At 57.1% G+C, this 15,169-nt stretch carries 14 protein-coding genes and 2 tRNA genes; 15 read left to right on the top strand and 1 reads right to left on the bottom strand.

What is annotated here, in order from left to right:
- The first annotated feature begins 7 nt into the window (after positions 1 to 7).
- The 3 genes from odhB to sucD all read left to right on the top strand — a co-directional run bounded on the left by odhB (position 8) and on the right by sucD (position 3,406).
- Complete coding sequence (odhB, locus tag CYR52_RS01645) at positions 8 to 1,237, top strand: 2-oxoglutarate dehydrogenase complex dihydrolipoyllysine-residue succinyltransferase (protein ID WP_072926213.1); 1,230 nt, start codon at positions 8 to 10, stop codon at positions 1,235 to 1,237.
- A gap of 130 nt (positions 1,238 to 1,367) precedes the next feature.
- On the top strand, positions 1,368 to 2,534 hold the full coding sequence (gene sucC / locus CYR52_RS01640; RefSeq protein ID WP_072926211.1) for an ADP-forming succinate--CoA ligase subunit beta: 1,167 nt from the start codon (positions 1,368 to 1,370) through the stop codon (positions 2,532 to 2,534).
- Positions 2,534 to 3,406 carry a succinate--CoA ligase subunit alpha gene (gene sucD, locus CYR52_RS01635; RefSeq protein WP_072926209.1) on the top strand — a complete coding sequence of 291 codons (873 nt, stop codon included), beginning with the start codon at positions 2,534 to 2,536 and terminating at the stop codon, positions 3,404 to 3,406. Before sucC ends, sucD begins: the two co-directional genes overlap by 1 nt.
- A 111-nt stretch (positions 3,407 to 3,517) precedes the next feature.
- On the opposite strand, the gene CYR52_RS22560 is transcribed toward sucD, so the two are convergent.
- A complete protein-coding gene (locus CYR52_RS22560; RefSeq protein WP_101854753.1) occupies positions 3,518 to 5,152 on the bottom strand; it encodes a phosphatidylinositol-specific phospholipase C domain-containing protein in 1,635 nt (544 codons plus the stop codon).
- 632 nt (positions 5,153 to 5,784) lie between these two features.
- On the opposite strand from CYR52_RS22560, the gene cydA reads away from it, so the two are divergent.
- The 12 genes from cydA to CYR52_RS01570 all read left to right on the top strand — a co-directional run bounded on the left by cydA (position 5,785) and on the right by CYR52_RS01570 (position 15,168).
- The gene (gene cydA / locus CYR52_RS01625; protein ID WP_072926206.1) at positions 5,785 to 7,380 is read left to right on the top strand and encodes a cytochrome ubiquinol oxidase subunit I; all 1,596 of its coding nucleotides are present in this window, start codon (positions 5,785 to 5,787) and stop codon (positions 7,378 to 7,380) included.
- A gap of 12 nt (positions 7,381 to 7,392) precedes the next feature.
- Positions 7,393 to 8,532 (top strand): cytochrome d ubiquinol oxidase subunit II, encoded by a 1,140-nt coding sequence (gene cydB / locus CYR52_RS01620; RefSeq protein WP_072926205.1) that lies wholly within the window; start codon positions 7,393 to 7,395, stop codon positions 8,530 to 8,532.
- Between the two features lie 11 nt (positions 8,533 to 8,543).
- Positions 8,544 to 8,657 (top strand): cytochrome bd-I oxidase subunit CydX, encoded by a 114-nt coding sequence (gene cydX, locus CYR52_RS01615; protein WP_072926203.1) that lies wholly within the window; start codon positions 8,544 to 8,546, stop codon positions 8,655 to 8,657.
- A gap of 273 nt (positions 8,658 to 8,930) precedes the next feature.
- Positions 8,931 to 9,335: a tol-pal system-associated acyl-CoA thioesterase gene (gene ybgC, locus CYR52_RS01610; RefSeq protein WP_072926202.1), complete on the top strand. Its 405-nt coding sequence runs from the start codon at positions 8,931 to 8,933 to the stop codon at positions 9,333 to 9,335.
- Positions 9,332 to 10,018, top strand: coding sequence for a Tol-Pal system protein TolQ (gene tolQ / locus CYR52_RS01605; RefSeq protein ID WP_072926200.1), 687 nt, complete (start codon positions 9,332 to 9,334; stop codon positions 10,016 to 10,018). The genes ybgC and tolQ overlap by 4 nt, the downstream gene beginning before the upstream one ends.
- Before the next feature lie 14 nt (positions 10,019 to 10,032).
- Complete coding sequence (tolR, locus tag CYR52_RS01600; protein ID WP_072926199.1) at positions 10,033 to 10,458, top strand: colicin uptake protein TolR; 426 nt, start codon at positions 10,033 to 10,035, stop codon at positions 10,456 to 10,458.
- A gap of 106 nt (positions 10,459 to 10,564) precedes the next feature.
- The gene (tolA, locus tag CYR52_RS01595) at positions 10,565 to 11,929 is read left to right on the top strand and encodes a cell envelope integrity protein TolA (RefSeq protein ID WP_101827897.1); all 1,365 of its coding nucleotides are present in this window, start codon (positions 10,565 to 10,567) and stop codon (positions 11,927 to 11,929) included.
- Positions 11,930 to 12,058: 129 nt separating this feature from the next.
- A complete protein-coding gene (tolB, locus tag CYR52_RS01590; protein ID WP_101827841.1) occupies positions 12,059 to 13,351 on the top strand; it encodes a Tol-Pal system beta propeller repeat protein TolB in 1,293 nt (430 codons plus the stop codon).
- A 44-nt stretch (positions 13,352 to 13,395) separates the two neighbouring features.
- Positions 13,396 to 13,920 (top strand): peptidoglycan-associated lipoprotein Pal, encoded by a 525-nt coding sequence (gene pal, locus CYR52_RS01585; protein WP_072926195.1) that lies wholly within the window; start codon positions 13,396 to 13,398, stop codon positions 13,918 to 13,920.
- Between the two features lie 9 nt (positions 13,921 to 13,929).
- Positions 13,930 to 14,718 (top strand): cell division protein CpoB, encoded by a 789-nt coding sequence (gene cpoB, locus CYR52_RS01580; RefSeq protein WP_072926193.1) that lies wholly within the window; start codon positions 13,930 to 13,932, stop codon positions 14,716 to 14,718.
- Between the two features lie 171 nt (positions 14,719 to 14,889).
- Positions 14,890 to 14,965 (top strand) — tRNA-Lys (locus CYR52_RS01575).
- A 127-nt stretch (positions 14,966 to 15,092) separates the two neighbouring features.
- Positions 15,093 to 15,168: transfer RNA gene (locus CYR52_RS01570), tRNA-Lys, on the top strand.
- Position 15,169 lies beyond the last annotated feature (1 nt).

Raw genomic sequence — 15,169 nt, 5'->3', positions numbered from 1 at the left:
ATAGATAATGAGTAGCGTAGATATTCTGGTTCCTGACCTCCCTGAATCGGTCGCGGATGCCACCGTGGCCACCTGGCACAAAAAACCGGGTGATACCGTTGCGCGTGATGAAGTGCTGGTAGAAATCGAAACCGATAAAGTGGTGCTGGAAGTGCCGGCCTCTGAGGCGGGCATTCTGGACAGCGTACTGGAAGATGAAGGCGCCACCGTGACGTCGCGCCAGATCCTGGCGCGCCTGCGTCCGGGTGACAGCAGCGGCAAGCCGAGCGAAGAGAAAAGCCAGGCCAAAGAGCCGACCCCGGCCCAGCGCCAGACGGCCAGCCTGGAAGAGGAGAGCAACGACGCCCTCAGTCCGGCTATCCGCCGCCTGATCGCCGAGCACAACCTCGACGCCTCTGCCATCAAAGGCAGCGGTGTGGGTGGCCGCCTGACGCGTGAAGACGTGGAGCAGTTCCTGGCGAAAGCCCGCACGGAACAGCCTGCGGCCAAAGCCCCGGAAAGCGCCCCGGCGGCAGCCCCGGCACCGGCACTCGGCGGCCGCAGTGAGAAACGCGTCCCGATGACCCGCCTGCGCAAGCGCGTGGCCGAGCGTCTGCTGGAAGCGAAAAACAGCACCGCGATGCTGACCACCTTCAACGAAATCAACATGAAGCCGATCATGGATCTGCGCAAGCAGTACGGCGAGGCGTTTGAGAAACGCCACGGCGTGCGCCTGGGCTTCATGTCCTTCTACCTGAAAGCGGTGGTGGAAGCACTGAAACGCTTCCCGGAAGTGAACGCCTCCATCGACGGCGAAGATGTGGTGTACCACAACTATTTCGACATCAGCATTGCCGTTTCCACGCCGCGCGGCCTGGTCACGCCGGTACTGCGTGATGTGGATACGCTGGGTATGGCTGACATCGAAAAGAGCATCAAAGAGCTGGCGGTGAAAGGCCGTGACGGCAAGCTGAAAGTGGAAGAGCTGACCGGCGGTAACTTCACCATCACCAACGGCGGGGTCTTCGGGTCACTGATGTCCACGCCGATTATCAACCCACCGCAGAGCGCCATCCTGGGGATGCACGCCATCAAAGATCGCCCGATGGCGGTCAATGGCCAGGTGGTGATTCTGCCGATGATGTATCTGGCGCTCTCTTACGATCACCGCCTGATCGACGGCCGCGAGTCCGTTGGCTTCCTGGTGACCATCAAAGAGATGCTGGAAGATCCGTCCCGCCTGCTGCTGGACGTCTAAGCCATTGCCGGGCGCCGTGCGCGGCGCCCGATAACGTACACATGGTCGTGCCGGATGGCCCGGAACGTGGGATTTCCACGGCGGGTCACGGGGGCGGCTGAGTCTTTCAGACCTGAATGGATAGAACATCATGAACTTACACGAGTATCAGGCAAAACAACTTTTTGCACGGTATGGCCTGCCTGCGCCGACCGGTTATGCCTGCACGACCCCGCGTGAAGCGGAAGAAGCAGCCTCCAAAATTGGGGCCGGCCCTTGGGTGGTGAAGTGCCAGGTACATGCCGGCGGCCGCGGTAAAGCGGGCGGCGTTAAAGTCGTGAAAAGCAAGGAAGAGATCCGCGCTTTCGCTGAACAGTGGCTGGGCAAAAAACTGGTGACCTACCAGACAGACGCCAACGGCCAGCCGGTTCACCAGATCCTGGTGGAAGCGGCAACCGACATCGAGAAAGAGCTGTACCTGGGCGCCGTGGTTGACCGCAGCTCCCGTCGCGTGGTGTTCATGGCGTCAACAGAAGGCGGCGTGGAAATTGAGAAAGTGGCGGAAGAGACCCCGCACCTGATCCACAAAATGGCGCTCGACCCGCTGACCGGCCCGCAGCCGTACCAGGGGCGCGAACTGGCGTTCAAACTCGGCCTGACCGGCAAACAGGTTCAGCAGTTCACCAAGATCTTTATGGGTCTGGCGAACATCTTCCTGGAGCGCGACCTGGCGCTGATTGAAATCAACCCGCTGGTGATCACCAAGCAGGGCGACCTGATCTGCCTCGACGGCAAACTGGGCGCGGACGGCAATGCCCTGTTCCGCCAGCCGGAACTGCGTGAAATGCAGGACCCGAGCCAGGAAGATGCGCGTGAAGCGCACGCTGCGCAATGGGAACTGAACTACGTGGCGCTGGACGGCAACATCGGCTGCATGGTGAACGGCGCCGGTCTGGCAATGGGCACCATGGACATCGTGAAACTGCACGGGGGTGACCCGGCCAACTTCCTCGACGTCGGCGGCGGCGCAACCAAAGAGCGCGTGACCGAAGCGTTCAAAATCATCCTCTCTGATGAGAAAGTGAAAGCGGTGTTCGTCAACATCTTCGGCGGCATCGTGCGTTGCGACCTGATTGCTGACGGCATCATCGGCGCGGTCTCTGAAGTGGGTGTCAGCGTGCCGGTAGTGGTGCGTCTGGAAGGGAACAATGCCGAGCTGGGTGCCCAGAAACTGGCAGACAGCGGCCTGAATATTATTGCAGCGACCAGCCTGACGGATGCGGCGCAGCGCGTTGTTGCGGCAGTGGAGGGGAAATAATGTCCATTTTAATTAATAAAGAGACCAAAGTGATCTGCCAGGGCTTCACCGGCAGCCAGGGCACGTTCCACTCCGAACAGGCGATCGCCTACGGAACCCAGATGGTCGGCGGCGTTACGCCGGGCAAAGGCGGCACCGAGCACCTCGGCCTGCCGGTGTTCAACACCGTGCGTGAGGCGGTAGAGCAAACCGGCGCCACTGCGTCTGTTATCTACGTTCCGGCCCCGTTCTGCAAAGACTCCATCCTGGAAGCGCTGGATGCCGGCATTAAGCTGATTATCTGCATCACCGAAGGCATCCCGACGCTGGACATGCTGGTGGTGAAAGCCAAACTGGAGCAGACCGACGCACGCATGATCGGCCCGAACTGCCCAGGTGTGATCACCCCAGGCGAATGCAAAATCGGCATCATGCCGGGCCACATCCACAAACCGGGCAAAGTGGGCATCGTCTCCCGTTCCGGTACCCTGACCTATGAAGCGGTCAAGCAGACCACGGATTACGGTTTCGGCCAGTCCAGCTGCGTCGGCATCGGCGGTGACCCGATCCCAGGCTCTAACTTCATCGACATCCTGAAGCTGTTCCAGGAAGACCCGCAGACCGAAGTGATCGTGATGATCGGTGAAATCGGCGGGAACGCAGAAGAAGAAGCGGCCGCTTACATCAAAGAGCACGTGACCAAACCGGTGGTCGGTTACATCGCGGGTGTGACGGCGCCGAAAGGCAAACGCATGGGCCATGCCGGTGCGATTATCGCCGGCGGCAAAGGCACGGCGGATGACAAATTCGCTGCACTGGAAGCGGCAGGCGTGAAAACCGTGCGCAGCCTGGCTGACATCGGCGAAGCAGTGAAATCCCTGCTGCCGAACTGAGGCTGACCCCGCGTTATCACGTGGGTATCCAGCAGACATCAGCCTGAAAGGCCACCCTGAGGTGGCCTTTTTTTATGGCAGAACGGCAGCGGGGCAGGGCGTACCGCGGGGTTAATATAAGGTGATATTTCCCCTGGCAGGGGCCTCACTGTCGGTATCCATACTGACCGGTTGGCGGGTGGCCGGCTGGGCATCGACCACCATGTTAAATTTGGAGAGGTAGTTGCCGGGGATCGACTGGGCGGCACTGATCACCTCTTCCGGCGCACCGGTGAACGCCGGCATGACAGGGGTGTCACTGGCATTCTGGTCGGATGCCGCCGCAGCACCGCCGGTTTTTTCCAGGCCAAAACTCTGGTCTTTGCCCGGCGCGTAACAGGTGCGCAGTGACAGGCTTTTTTTGTCATCGCCTAAGGTCAGGCAGCGCTGGGTACCGGACAACCAACTGCGCAACCGGCCGCGTTCGGCACTCCATTTCTGGTTGGGGCTCCCGCTGCAAGGCCAGAAAATAATCGATGCATTCTCTTTGTTCTGCCCATCTTTGACATCCAGGCATTGGTTGCCGAGTTTCAGCTGGTCATGTTCAAGGCGCAGGCGCTGCCTTTCCGGCACCGGGCTGCCGCACTGTTCGACTATCGCTTTGGCCCCCTTGGCAGCCGGCGTGCTCCCTTGCGTCGCGACGCACTGGCCGGTGGATTTCAGCAGCAATTGATGATGGGTAAAATTATCCCGGTTTTTCTGGATAACCGACTGAATCAGCCCTTTGCCGGGGAAGTCTGCGGCAATAATCCCGGTGTCTGTAATATGCTCGTTACTGTTAAGGTAGTTTTTAGTTAACGTATTGGTACCTTCAAACGCGATGGTACAAATACCGATAAAACAGGAGACGCGGGGGAAATCAGGGTATCGGTGTTTCCAGCCCGGCGTGGTCAGGCCGGTCGCCAGGCGGCCCGCTGAGGTGCCGGCGCTGGAGTGGCCGCTGGCAACAAAATAGGGGAAGGAGCCGCCGGAGCCGCTCAGGTGGTTGATGGTAATGCCACTATTGTTATTATTCGCGTTGATAAAGGATTTTATCTTTTCCCATTTACTGTACTGTGACCAGTTGGTTTTCATATGGTAATCGTCTTGCTTAGGAATATCACCAAAGTCATACCCTTCCGCATTCCCGTACACACCATCATAAATTACCACGATTTTCCCGCGCATATCGCCCAGGGTCAGCTGTTTATTCCACGTAAAGCTTCGGGGGGATTTAAATACCTTGTTGTATTTCTTTAAATATTCATCCAGGGTTTCATTTATCGTGCGGGTATTATCGGCCGGTGTATGCTCCTCTTTAATCCGCATAAATACCGTTTCAGTGGGGTTAGCCGCAAGAAACGCCGTAGTTTGTGAGAGCACATCATCAAAATTCAGATGCTGATAAACCGGACCGTGGTGAATGGCAAAATGGTTATCAATATGGCGTACGCGGATGTCCAGGTAGCGGATCCCGGCGTTCAGCTGCTGGCTGATGGTCATCACCTGGTTGGCGATGGCAGCACCGCCATAGCGCGAGCCGGAATCATGGGTGCCGGGAATACTCAACTGGCCCAGCGGCGTACTGTCATCAATATCACTCATCCAGCGGGTACGGGAATAGTCCAGATACTTCGTGTCATGGCTATACCCGTCATCTTTATGCGCCTGTGTCGCGCCGGAAAACATCGCCAGCAGCGGAATCGCTAATAACATCACCTTTTTCATAAAACAGCAGACCTTAAATTAATCGGGGGAAAATAAATAGCCGCGATTCTAGGGGTGCTTAATTAATGGCGTCAATAAAAAGGCCGTGGCAGGCCGGTTTCAGGATGTTTTCCGAATAATAACCGGGAGGTTTTCCCTGACCTATTTATTCCTGTTATGGAAAGCTGTCATTGTTTTATTTATACCGGCGTCACACCGGGTGTGATTTAAATGTTGTTGTTTTTAACAAATTTAACAGATGGTTAAACTTCAGCGAGAGTAAAGGGAAGTAGCAACAAAATTGATACAAAACAAATTTTTCTGTGGCGTAAAAGTAAATGAATTAATTTTAATTGATTTAGATCAAGTTTAGCTATGCCGCTTATTTGAGAGAATTTGATCGGCTCAGAAAAAGTAAACAAACTCCCTATTGCCTTATTTATTGTGGGGGTATGGCGGCGTATTATAGCCACGCTAAAAAACAGCCACACGTTTATCGTCTTTGTTTCCCGAACACCTTCCGCATTCCTGCCCGGCAGGGGAGGGTTTTCCGGCAGCAATTTTTTTAGGCACACACTGATGGTTAACCGGGTTCGCTGTTGTCGCCCGCGCGCCACCTGTTGAAGTCTTCCTGCGAGAGGCAAGGAGTCATAATGTTGGATGTAGTCGAACTGTCGCGTTTACAGTTTGCCCTCACGGCCATGTACCATTTCCTGTTTGTTCCGCTGACGCTCGGTATGGCGTTCCTGCTGGCGATCATGGAAACGGTCTATGTGCTCTCCGGTAAACAAATCTATAAAGATATGACCAAATTCTGGGGCAAGCTGTTTGCCATCAACTTCGCGCTGGGGGTTGCTACCGGCCTGACGATGGAGTTCCAGTTCGGCACCAACTGGTCCTATTTTTCCCACTACGTCGGCGATATCTTCGGCGCGCCGCTGGCGATTGAAGGGCTGATGGCCTTCTTCCTCGAGTCCACGCTGGTGGGGCTGTTCTTCTTCGGCTGGGACCGCCTGAGCAAAGTGCAGCACATGACCGTGACCTGGCTGGTGGCGCTCGGCTCCAACCTGTCGGCCCTCTGGATCCTGGTGGCCAACGGCTGGATGCAGAACCCGATCGCCTCTGAGTTCAACTACGAAACCATGCGCATGGAGATGGTCAGCTTCGCCGATCTGGTGTTTAACCCGGTGGCGCAGGTGAAATTCGTGCATACCGTCGCCGCCGGTTACTGCACCGGCGCGATGTTTATCATGGGCATCAGCTCCTACTACCTGCTGAAAGGGCGCGATCTGGCCTTCGCCAAACGCTCCTTCGCCATTGCCGCCAGTTTCGGCATGGCGGCAGTGCTGTCGGTGATTGTGCTGGGGGATGAGTCCGGGTATGAGATGGGCGATGTGCAGAAGGTCAAACTGGCGGCGATTGAGGCCGAGTGGGAGACGCAGCCCGCCCCGGCCAGCTTCACGCTGATTGGCCTGCCGGACCAGGACAACATGGAGAACGGCTACAGCATCCAGATCCCGTACCTGCTGGGGATTATTGCCACCCGCTCTGTGGACCAGCAGGTGACCGGCCTGCGGGAGCTGATGGGGCAGCATGAGGTGCGGATCCGCAACGGCATGAAAGCCTACCAGTTGCTGGAAGCCCTGCGCGCCGGGAATACCGACCCGGCCGTGCGGGAAGCGTTCAACAACACCAAGCAGGATCTCGGCTACGGCATGTTGCTCAAGCGCTACACCGACAACATCACCGACGCGACCGACGCCCAGATTACGCTGGCAACCAAAGACTCTATCCCGCGTGTCGCGCCGCTCTACTTCTCGTTCCGTATCATGGTGGCCTGCGGCGTGATGATGCTGCTGGTGATTGGTGTCTCCTTTATCACCGTGCTGCGCGGGCGCATCGGCCAGAAACGCTGGCTGCACCGCGCCGCCCTCTATGCCATGCCGCTGCCGTGGATAGCCATTGAGTCCGGCTGGTTCGTGGCGGAATATGGCCGCCAGCCCTGGGCGATTGGCGAAGTGCTGCCGACCGCGGTGGCCAACTCCTCGCTGACGGCCGGTGACATTCTGTTCTCGATGCTGCTGATCTGCGGCCTGTACACCCTGTTCCTGGTGATTGAGATGTACCTGATGTTCAAATTTGCGCGCCTGGGGCCAAGCAGCCTGAAAACCGGCCGCTACCACTTTGAACAGCCGGTGGTCACTGAACCGGTTCCGACCCTTATCGCCACCCAGCCGCAGGTTCAGTAAAGGAGCGCCATGATGTTTGATTACGAGGTATTGCGTCTTGTCTGGTGGGGGTTGATTGGCGTGCTACTGATTGGCTTTGCCGTGACCGACGGGTTTGATATGGGCGTGGGGGTGCTGCTGCGTATCCTCGGCCGCACAGACACCGAACGCCGGGTGATGATCAACGCCATCGCCCCACACTGGGACGGCAACCAGGTATGGTTGATCACCGCCGGCGGCGCGCTGTTCGCCGCCTGGCCGATGGTTTACGCCGCTGCGTTCTCCGGTTTCTATATCGCGATGATTCTGGTGCTCGCCGCGCTGTTTTTCCGTCCGCTTGGGTTTGACTACCGCGCCAAGGTGGATGACCGCCGCTGGCGCAACCTGTGGGACTGGGGCATTTTTGTCGGCAGTTTCGTCCCGGCGCTGGTGTTCGGTGTGGCGTTCGGCAACCTGTTGCAGGGCGTGCCGTTCCATGTCGATGCCTACCTGCGGCTGTTCTATACCGGTAATTTCTTCCAGCTGCTTAACCCGTTTGGCCTGCTGGCCGGGGTGGTCAGCCTGACGATGCTGGTGACGCAAGGGGCGACCTACCTGCAGATGCGCACCACCGGCGAACTGCACCTGCGCAGTCGCGCCGCGGCGCAACTTTCTGCCCTGGTGATGATGGTGGCGTTCCTGCTGGCCGGCCTCTGGCTGGTTAACGGCATCGATGGCTATGTGGTGACGTCAGTGCTGGAACGCGGGGCGGAATCCAACCCGCTGCGCAAAGAGGTGGCGCATCAGGCCGGGGCGTGGCTGGCGAACTTCAACCAGCATCCGGGGCTGTGGGCGCTGCCGCTGCTGGGCGTACTGCTGCCGCTGGTGACCATCATGATGGCGCGGCTGAACCGCAGCGCCTGGGCGTTTGTCAGTAACTCGCTGACCATCGCCTGCGTGATCCTCACCACCGGCGTCACGATGTTCCCGTTTGTGATGCCGTCCGTGACGGACCCGAACGCCAGCCTGACCCTGTGGGACGCCACCTCCAGCCTGCTGACGCTGCGGGTGATGACGGTGGTCGCGATCATTTTCGTGCCTGTGGTGCTGGCGTATACCAGCTGGGCTTACTACAAGATGTTCGGCCGCATCGACAAGGCGTTCATCGACAACAACACCCACTCCCTCTATTAAGGAGCTAACTGATGTGGTATTTCGCCTGGATCCTCGGCACCTTGCTGGCCTGCGCGTTCGGCATCATCACGGCGCTGGCGCTGGAGCATCATGAGGCTGCGGAGTCAGCCAAAAGCGGCCGGTAACCCTGCCGTGCTGCACCAGGAAACAATACCGTGCAGCATTAAGAAAATAGTGCGCCGATAAAACAGCGCGCACAGATAAAAAGGGGCGCCGCGCAAGGTGCCCCTTTATCGTGTGGGGTGGGCAGGAAATAAACTTTTTTTGCTAATAATTTACATTAATTTATAGCGCCCAGACTGGACCGATAATTATTTCTCTGTAACTCTGGCAACCCATTCCCAACCTGAATGCCATTGCGTATAGTAAGCGCGTTTAATTGCAGGACGGGATGTAGAGTGAGTAATCCGTTGTTCCGATGGCCGGTTCGTGTCTATTACGAAGATACAGATGCGGGTGGCGTGGTCTATCACGCTCGTTATGTTGCCTTTTATGAGAGAGCGCGCACAGAAATGCTGCGCCAACACCATTTTCATCAACAGCAATTGTTGGCTGATCATGTCGCTTTCGCTGTCCGCCGCATGACGGTGGAGTACTTTGCCCCCGCACGTCTGGATGATTTGCTGGAAGTGCAGAGTGAAATTACTGCGCTGCGCGGTGCCTCACTCACGTTTGCTCAAAAAATCCTCGATGCGCAGGGAACGCTTCTGAGCAGTGCAGAAGTCCTGATCGCCTGCATCGACCCACACCAAATGAAGCCGATAGCGCTTCCCAAGTCTATTGTCGCGGAGTTTAAGCAGTGACTGACATGAACATTCTTGATCTCTTTTTGAAGGCCAGCCTTCTGGTGAAGCTTATCATGCTGATTTTGATAGGCTTTTCGGTGGTGTCCTGGGCTATTATCATCCAGCGCACACGCATCCTGAATGCGGCTACCCGTGATGCGGAAGCGTTCGAGGATAAATTCTGGTCGGGGATTGAGCTTTCCCGCCTGTACCAGGAGAGCCAGACGCGCCGTGACGCCCTGACCGGCTCTGAGCAGATTTTCTACGCCGGCTTCAAAGAGTTTGCCCGCCTGCACCGCGCCAACAACCATGCGCCGGAAGCAGTGATCGAAGGGGCGTCGCGCGCGATGCGCATCTCCATGAACCGTGAGCTGGAAACGCTGGAAACCCACATCCCGTTCCTCGGTACCGTCGGCTCCATCAGCCCTTATATCGGCCTGTTCGGCACCGTATGGGGCATCATGCACGCTTTTATCGCGCTGGGCGCGGTCAAGCAAGCCACGTTGCAGATGGTTGCCCCCGGGATCGCAGAAGCCCTGATCGCCACCGCGATCGGCCTGTTCGCCGCCATCCCGGCTGTTATGGCCTATAACCGGCTTAACCAGCGCGTGAACAAACTGGAGCAGAACTACGACAACTTCACGGAAGAGTTCACCGCCATCCTGCACCGTCAGGCATTCTCCAGCGAGAGCAGCAAATAAGGTAGGGGGAGAGCATGGCACGTGGTCGTCGCGGTCGCCGCGAACTGAAATCGGAAATCAACATTGTTCCTTTGCTCGACGTGTTGCTGGTGCTGTTGCTGATCTTTATGGCGACCGCCCCCATCATCACCCAGAGCGTGGAAGTTGATTTGCCGGATGCAACGGATTCAAAAGCCGTCGGCAACAATGACAATCCGCCGGTTATCGTGGAAGTCTCCGGGGTCGGCCAATACACGATGGTGGTCGATCACCAGCGTATGGAACAACTGCCGGAGCAGCAGGTGATCGCTGAAGCAGCCGATCGCATGAAAGCCAACCCCAAGACGGTATTCCTGATCGGGGGCGCAAAAGAGGTGCCGTATGATGAAATTATTAAGGCACTGAATATGCTGCACCAGGCGGGTGTGACCTCGGTAGGGTTAATGACACAGCCTATTTAAGGCCAGGCCGGCCCCGGTGCCGGCCCTTATTATCCGGGTTTTCAACGCGCAGGGAGAGGGCGGTTGAAAACCTTGTTTTTTGGTAATCCTGTTTTGGGAATCTATTGTGGTAAAGGCAACTGAGCAAAACGATAAGCTAAAACGCGCCGTTATTGTTTCGGTGGTGCTGCACATCATATTGATTGGCCTGCTGATCTGGGGATCGCTCACCGAGGATATGTCCATGAGCGGTGGCGGCGGCGGTGAAGATGGCGGCAGCGCGATTGATGCCGTGATGGTCGATCCGGGTGCCGTGGTTCAGCAATATAACCGCCAGCAGCAACAGCAAACCGACGCCCAGCGCGCGGCTCAGTTACGCCAGAAAAAGGCCGAGCAGCAAGCAGAAGAGTTGCAGCAGAAGCAGGCCGCGGAACAGCAGCGCCTGAAGGCGCTGGAGAAAGAGCGTCTGGCCGCGCAGGAGGCCCAGCAGAAAGAGGCTCAGGCGCTGGCCGAACAGCAGAAACAGGCACAAGCGGCTGCCGCCAAAGCACAGGCGCAACAGAAGCAGGCGGAAGCTGCCGCGGCGCAAGCGAAAGCAGAAGCGGAAGCGGCCGCCGCACAGGCCAAAGCCGAGGCGAAAGCCCAGGCAGACGCCGCGAAACAGGCAGCTGAGCAGGCGAAAAAAGAAGCCGCTGCGGCCGCTGCCGCGGCGAAAAAGCAGGCGGCAGACGAGGCGAAGAAAGCCGCTGCGGAAGCGAAGAAGCAGGCGGAAGCCGAGGCGAAGCAACAGGCCGCGGAAGAGGCGAAGAAAGCTGCCGCAGACGCGAAGAAACAGGCAGAAGCCGAGGCGAAAAAAGCCGCCGAAGCTGAAGCGAAAAAAGCGGCAGAGGCTGAGGCGAAAAAAGCCGCCGCAGCCGAAGCGAAAAAACAGGCTGCGGAAGAGGCCAAACAGGCCGCCGCTGAAAAAGCCGCGGCCGAAAAAGCCGCCGCAGAAAAAGCCGCTGCGGCTGAGAAAGCCGCCGCCGCGAAGAAAGCCGCGGCCGATGCCAAGAAAAAGGCGGCAGCCGAAGCCGCCAAACAAAGTGAAGATGTGGATGACCTGTTCGGCGGGCTGGCCTCGTCGAAGAATGCCCCGAAAGCAGGCGGCGCGGCCAGCGGCAACGCCTCCGGTGCTGCCGGTGCGGCAGGGCAGGGCAAGAATAAGAACAGTGGGGCCTCCGGGGCGGATATCGCCAACTATAGCAGCCAGATTCAGGCCGCTATTCAGAATAAATTTTATGACGCCCAACTGTACAAAGGCCGTACCTGTACGCTGCGCATCAAGCTGGCCCCGGATGGCTTGCTGATTGACGTTAAACCGGAAGGGGGCGACCCGGCACTCTGCCAGGCGGCCGTGGCTGCTGCCAAGCAGGCGCGTATTCCGAAGCCGCCAAGCAAGGAAGTTTACGAAGAGTTTAAAAAGGGTACGTCGTTAGACTTCAAGCCACGTTAAGCGCATAACGCAGCAAGTTTTAAGACTTTTACTATAGTTTCACGGGTAATGTTCTAGTTTTGTGTGCGTTGGTTAGTTAAAATTCTGCTAAATTATCGCGGGCAGAACCGTCCAGATAAGGGAGAGACAATGAAGCAGGCATTTCGAGTAGCGATGGGCCTTTTGATGTTGTGGGCCACCGTTCTCCATGCGGAAGTCCGCATTGAGATTACCCAGGGTGTGGATTCTGCGCGCCCGATTGGCGTCGTGCCGTTTAAATGGGCCGGTCCGGGCAGTGCGCCGGAAGAGATCGGGGCGATTGTTGGGGCGGATCTGCGCAACAGCGGCAAATTCAACCCGATTGATGCGTCACGTATGCCGCAACAGCCTTCCAGCGCGGCGGAAGTGACCCCGGCATCCTGGACGGCGCTCGGTATTGATGCCGTGGTCGTGGGGCAGATCCAGCCCGATGCAGGCGGCAACTACCTGGTCTCTTACCAGCTGGTCGACACCTCCGGCGCGCCGGGCACGGTGCTGGCCCAGAACCAGTATAAAGTCACCAAGCAGTGGCTGCGCTACGCGGCGCATACTGCCAGTGATGAAGTTTTCGAGAAGCTGACCGGTATCAAAGGGGCGTTCCGTACCCGCATTGCGTATGTGGTGCAGACCAACGGCGGCCAGTTCCCGTATGAAGTGCGCGTAGCGGATTACGACGGCTACAACCAGTTCGTGGTTCACCGTTCACCGCAGCCGCTGATGTCCCCGGCCTGGTCGCCGGACGGCAGCAAACTGGCGTACGTGACCTTTGAAAGCGGCCGCTCTGCGCTGGTGGTTCAGACCCTGTCAAACGGGGCTATCCGTCAGATTGCGTCGTTCCCGCGTCACAACGGTGCGCCGGCCTTCTCGCCGGACGGCAGCAAACTGGCTTTCGCGCTCTCCAAAAGCGGCAGCCTGAACCTGTATGTAATGAACCTCGGTTCCGGCCAGATCAGCCAGGTGACCGACGGACGTAACAATAACACCGAACCGACCTGGTTCCCGGACAGCCAGAACCTGGCCTTCACCTCCGATCAGGGTGGCCGTCCGCAGTTGTATAAAGTCAATATTAATGGCGGTGCGCCGCAACGCCTGACATGGGAAGGTTCTCAGAATCAGGACGCTGACGTCAGCAGTGACGGCAAGTTCCTGGCAATGGTGAGTTCCAATGGTGGCGCGCAACACATCGCCAAACAAGATCTGGAAACGGGAGCCGTCCAAACGTTGACGGACACGTTCCTGGATGAGACGCCTAGTATCGCACCGAATGGCACCATGGTGATTTACAGCTCCACACAAGGGCTGGGTTCCGTGTTACAGCTGGTCTCGACTGATGGGCGTTTCAAAGCGCGTCTTCCGGCTACCGATGGACAGGTCAAATTCCCTGCCTGGTCGCCGTATCTGTGATGCATGTGTGAATATGTATGGCAAACAATAAAAGGATCAAAGAGATGCAACTGAATAAAGTGCTGAAAGGGCTGATGCTGGCATTACCGGTTATCGCTATCGCTGCATGTAGCTCTAACAAAAGCGCAAACAATGACCAATCTGGTATGGGCGCCGGCGGCACTGGTATGATGGAAAACGGCAGCGCAGGCGCAGGCAACATGTCGTCTGACGAGCAAGCACGTCTCCAGATGCAAGAGCTGCAACGGAACAACATCGTTTACTTCGACCTGGACAAGTACGATATCCGTTCTGACTTCGCTCAAATGCTGGATGCGCACGCAGCCTTCCTGCGCGGCAACCCGTCTTATAAAGTGACCATCGAAGGTCATGCGGACGAACGCGGCACGCCGGAATACAACATTTCCCTGGGTGAGCGTCGTGCTAACTCCGTGAAAATGTACCTGCAAGGCAAAGGCGTATCTGAAGACCAGATCGCTATCGTTTCTTACGGTAAAGAGAAACCTGCCGTACTGGGCCATGACGAGTCGGCTTACGCCAAAAACCGTCGTGCCGTACTGGTATACTAAGAGAATCGCATGAGCAGTAACTTCAGACATTCTTTATTAAGTCTGGCGTTACTGGTTGGCGTAGCGGCCCCCTGGGCCGCTACTGCCCAGGCGCCAATCAGTAATGTCGGCTCTGGCTCGGTGGAAGACCGTGTCACGCAGCTTGAGCGTATCTCCAATGCTCACAGTCAACTTTTAACCCAACTCCAGCAACAGCTCGCCGATTCCCAACGTGATGTGGACTCCCTTCGTGGCCAGATCCAGGAGAATCAGTACCAGCTGAATCAGATTGTCGAACGGCAAAAGCAGATTTATCAGCAAATAGACAGCCTGAGCAGCCAGGGCGCTGCGGCGGCACCTGCCGCACCGGCTGCTGATGCCGGCGCTGCTGCTGCACCGTCTGCCGCTGCGGCAGACACGGCATCTGCACCGGCCAGCAGCGGTGATGCCAACACCGACTACAACAATGCGGTGTCACTGGCGCTGGAAAAGAAACAATACGACCAGGCGATAAGCGCCTTCCAGGCGTTTATCAAGCAATACCCGGACTCCACTTACCTGCCGAACGCCAATTACTGGCTGGGGCAGTTGTATTACAACAAAGGTAAGAAGGATGATGCGGCCTACTATTACGCGGTTGTGGTCAAAAATTTCCCCAAATCCCCAAAAAGCGCAGATGCGATGTTTAAAGTCGGCGTGATCATGCAGGATAAAGGGCAGAAAGATAAAGCCAAAGCCGTGTACCAGCAGGTGCAGAAACAGTACCCGAATACGGATGCTGCCAAGCAATCGCAAAAGCGTCTTTCCGCGCTCGGCTAGCACGTTACGCCCAGAATTTGGTCATTTCGCTTGATTTCTGGGCGTGAACGCGTGAAGAACAAGCAGTTGATGCCATCATTAAGAAATAGTGGTTGCACTGCGAAGATAAATTAGTAATATATGCCGCCGTTGCCAAGACAACTGTAAAACGTTAAGGCAGCAAGGAATTATGGGTCGTTAGCTCAGTTGGTAGAGCAGTTGACTTTTAATCAATTGGTCGCAGGTTCGAATCCTGCACGACCCACCATCATTTAAAGAAGATGATGGATGTAAGGAAGTGAAGGATAACAACGCGCAAGCGTTGGCCCGAAGGGCGAGGCCAGAGGCCGAGTCATCCTGCACGACCCACCATGATTCCAGCAGTACCGCACAGCGGGTCGTTAGCTCAGTTGGTAGAGCAGTTGACTTTTAATCAATTGGTCGCAGGTTCGAATCCTGCACGACCCACCAT

This window comes from Chimaeribacter arupi (genome assembly GCF_002858805.1).
In the GTDB taxonomy this organism is placed as follows: Bacteria; Pseudomonadota; Gammaproteobacteria; order Enterobacterales; family Enterobacteriaceae; genus Chimaeribacter; species Chimaeribacter arupi.
The sequence above is the reverse complement of the archived record's forward strand: the minus strand, read 5'-3'. Positions and strand labels throughout refer to the sequence as shown.

Bases quoted from the DNA above. Each gene is read 5' to 3' on its own strand.
- odhB (WP_072926213.1), top strand. From the start codon at position 8: ATGAGTAGCGTAGATATTCTGGTTCCTGACCTCCCTGAATCGGTCGCG.
- sucC (WP_072926211.1), top strand. From the start codon at position 1,368: ATGAACTTACACGAGTATCAGGCAAAACAACTTTTTGCACGGTATGGC.
- sucD (WP_072926209.1), top strand. From the start codon at position 2,534: ATGTCCATTTTAATTAATAAAGAGACCAAAGTGATCTGCCAGGGCTTC.
- CYR52_RS22560 (WP_101854753.1), bottom strand. From the start codon at position 5,152: ATGAAAAAGGTGATGTTATTAGCGATTCCGCTGCTGGCGATGTTTTCC.
- cydA (WP_072926206.1), top strand. From the start codon at position 5,785: ATGTTGGATGTAGTCGAACTGTCGCGTTTACAGTTTGCCCTCACGGCC.
- cydB (WP_072926205.1), top strand. From the start codon at position 7,393: ATGTTTGATTACGAGGTATTGCGTCTTGTCTGGTGGGGGTTGATTGGC.
- cydX (WP_072926203.1), top strand. From the start codon at position 8,544: ATGTGGTATTTCGCCTGGATCCTCGGCACCTTGCTGGCCTGCGCGTTC.
- tolR (WP_072926199.1), top strand. From the start codon at position 10,033: ATGGCACGTGGTCGTCGCGGTCGCCGCGAACTGAAATCGGAAATCAAC.
- tolB (WP_101827841.1), top strand. From the start codon at position 12,059: ATGAAGCAGGCATTTCGAGTAGCGATGGGCCTTTTGATGTTGTGGGCC.
- pal (WP_072926195.1), top strand. From the start codon at position 13,396: ATGCAACTGAATAAAGTGCTGAAAGGGCTGATGCTGGCATTACCGGTT.
- cpoB (WP_072926193.1), top strand. From the start codon at position 13,930: ATGAGCAGTAACTTCAGACATTCTTTATTAAGTCTGGCGTTACTGGTT.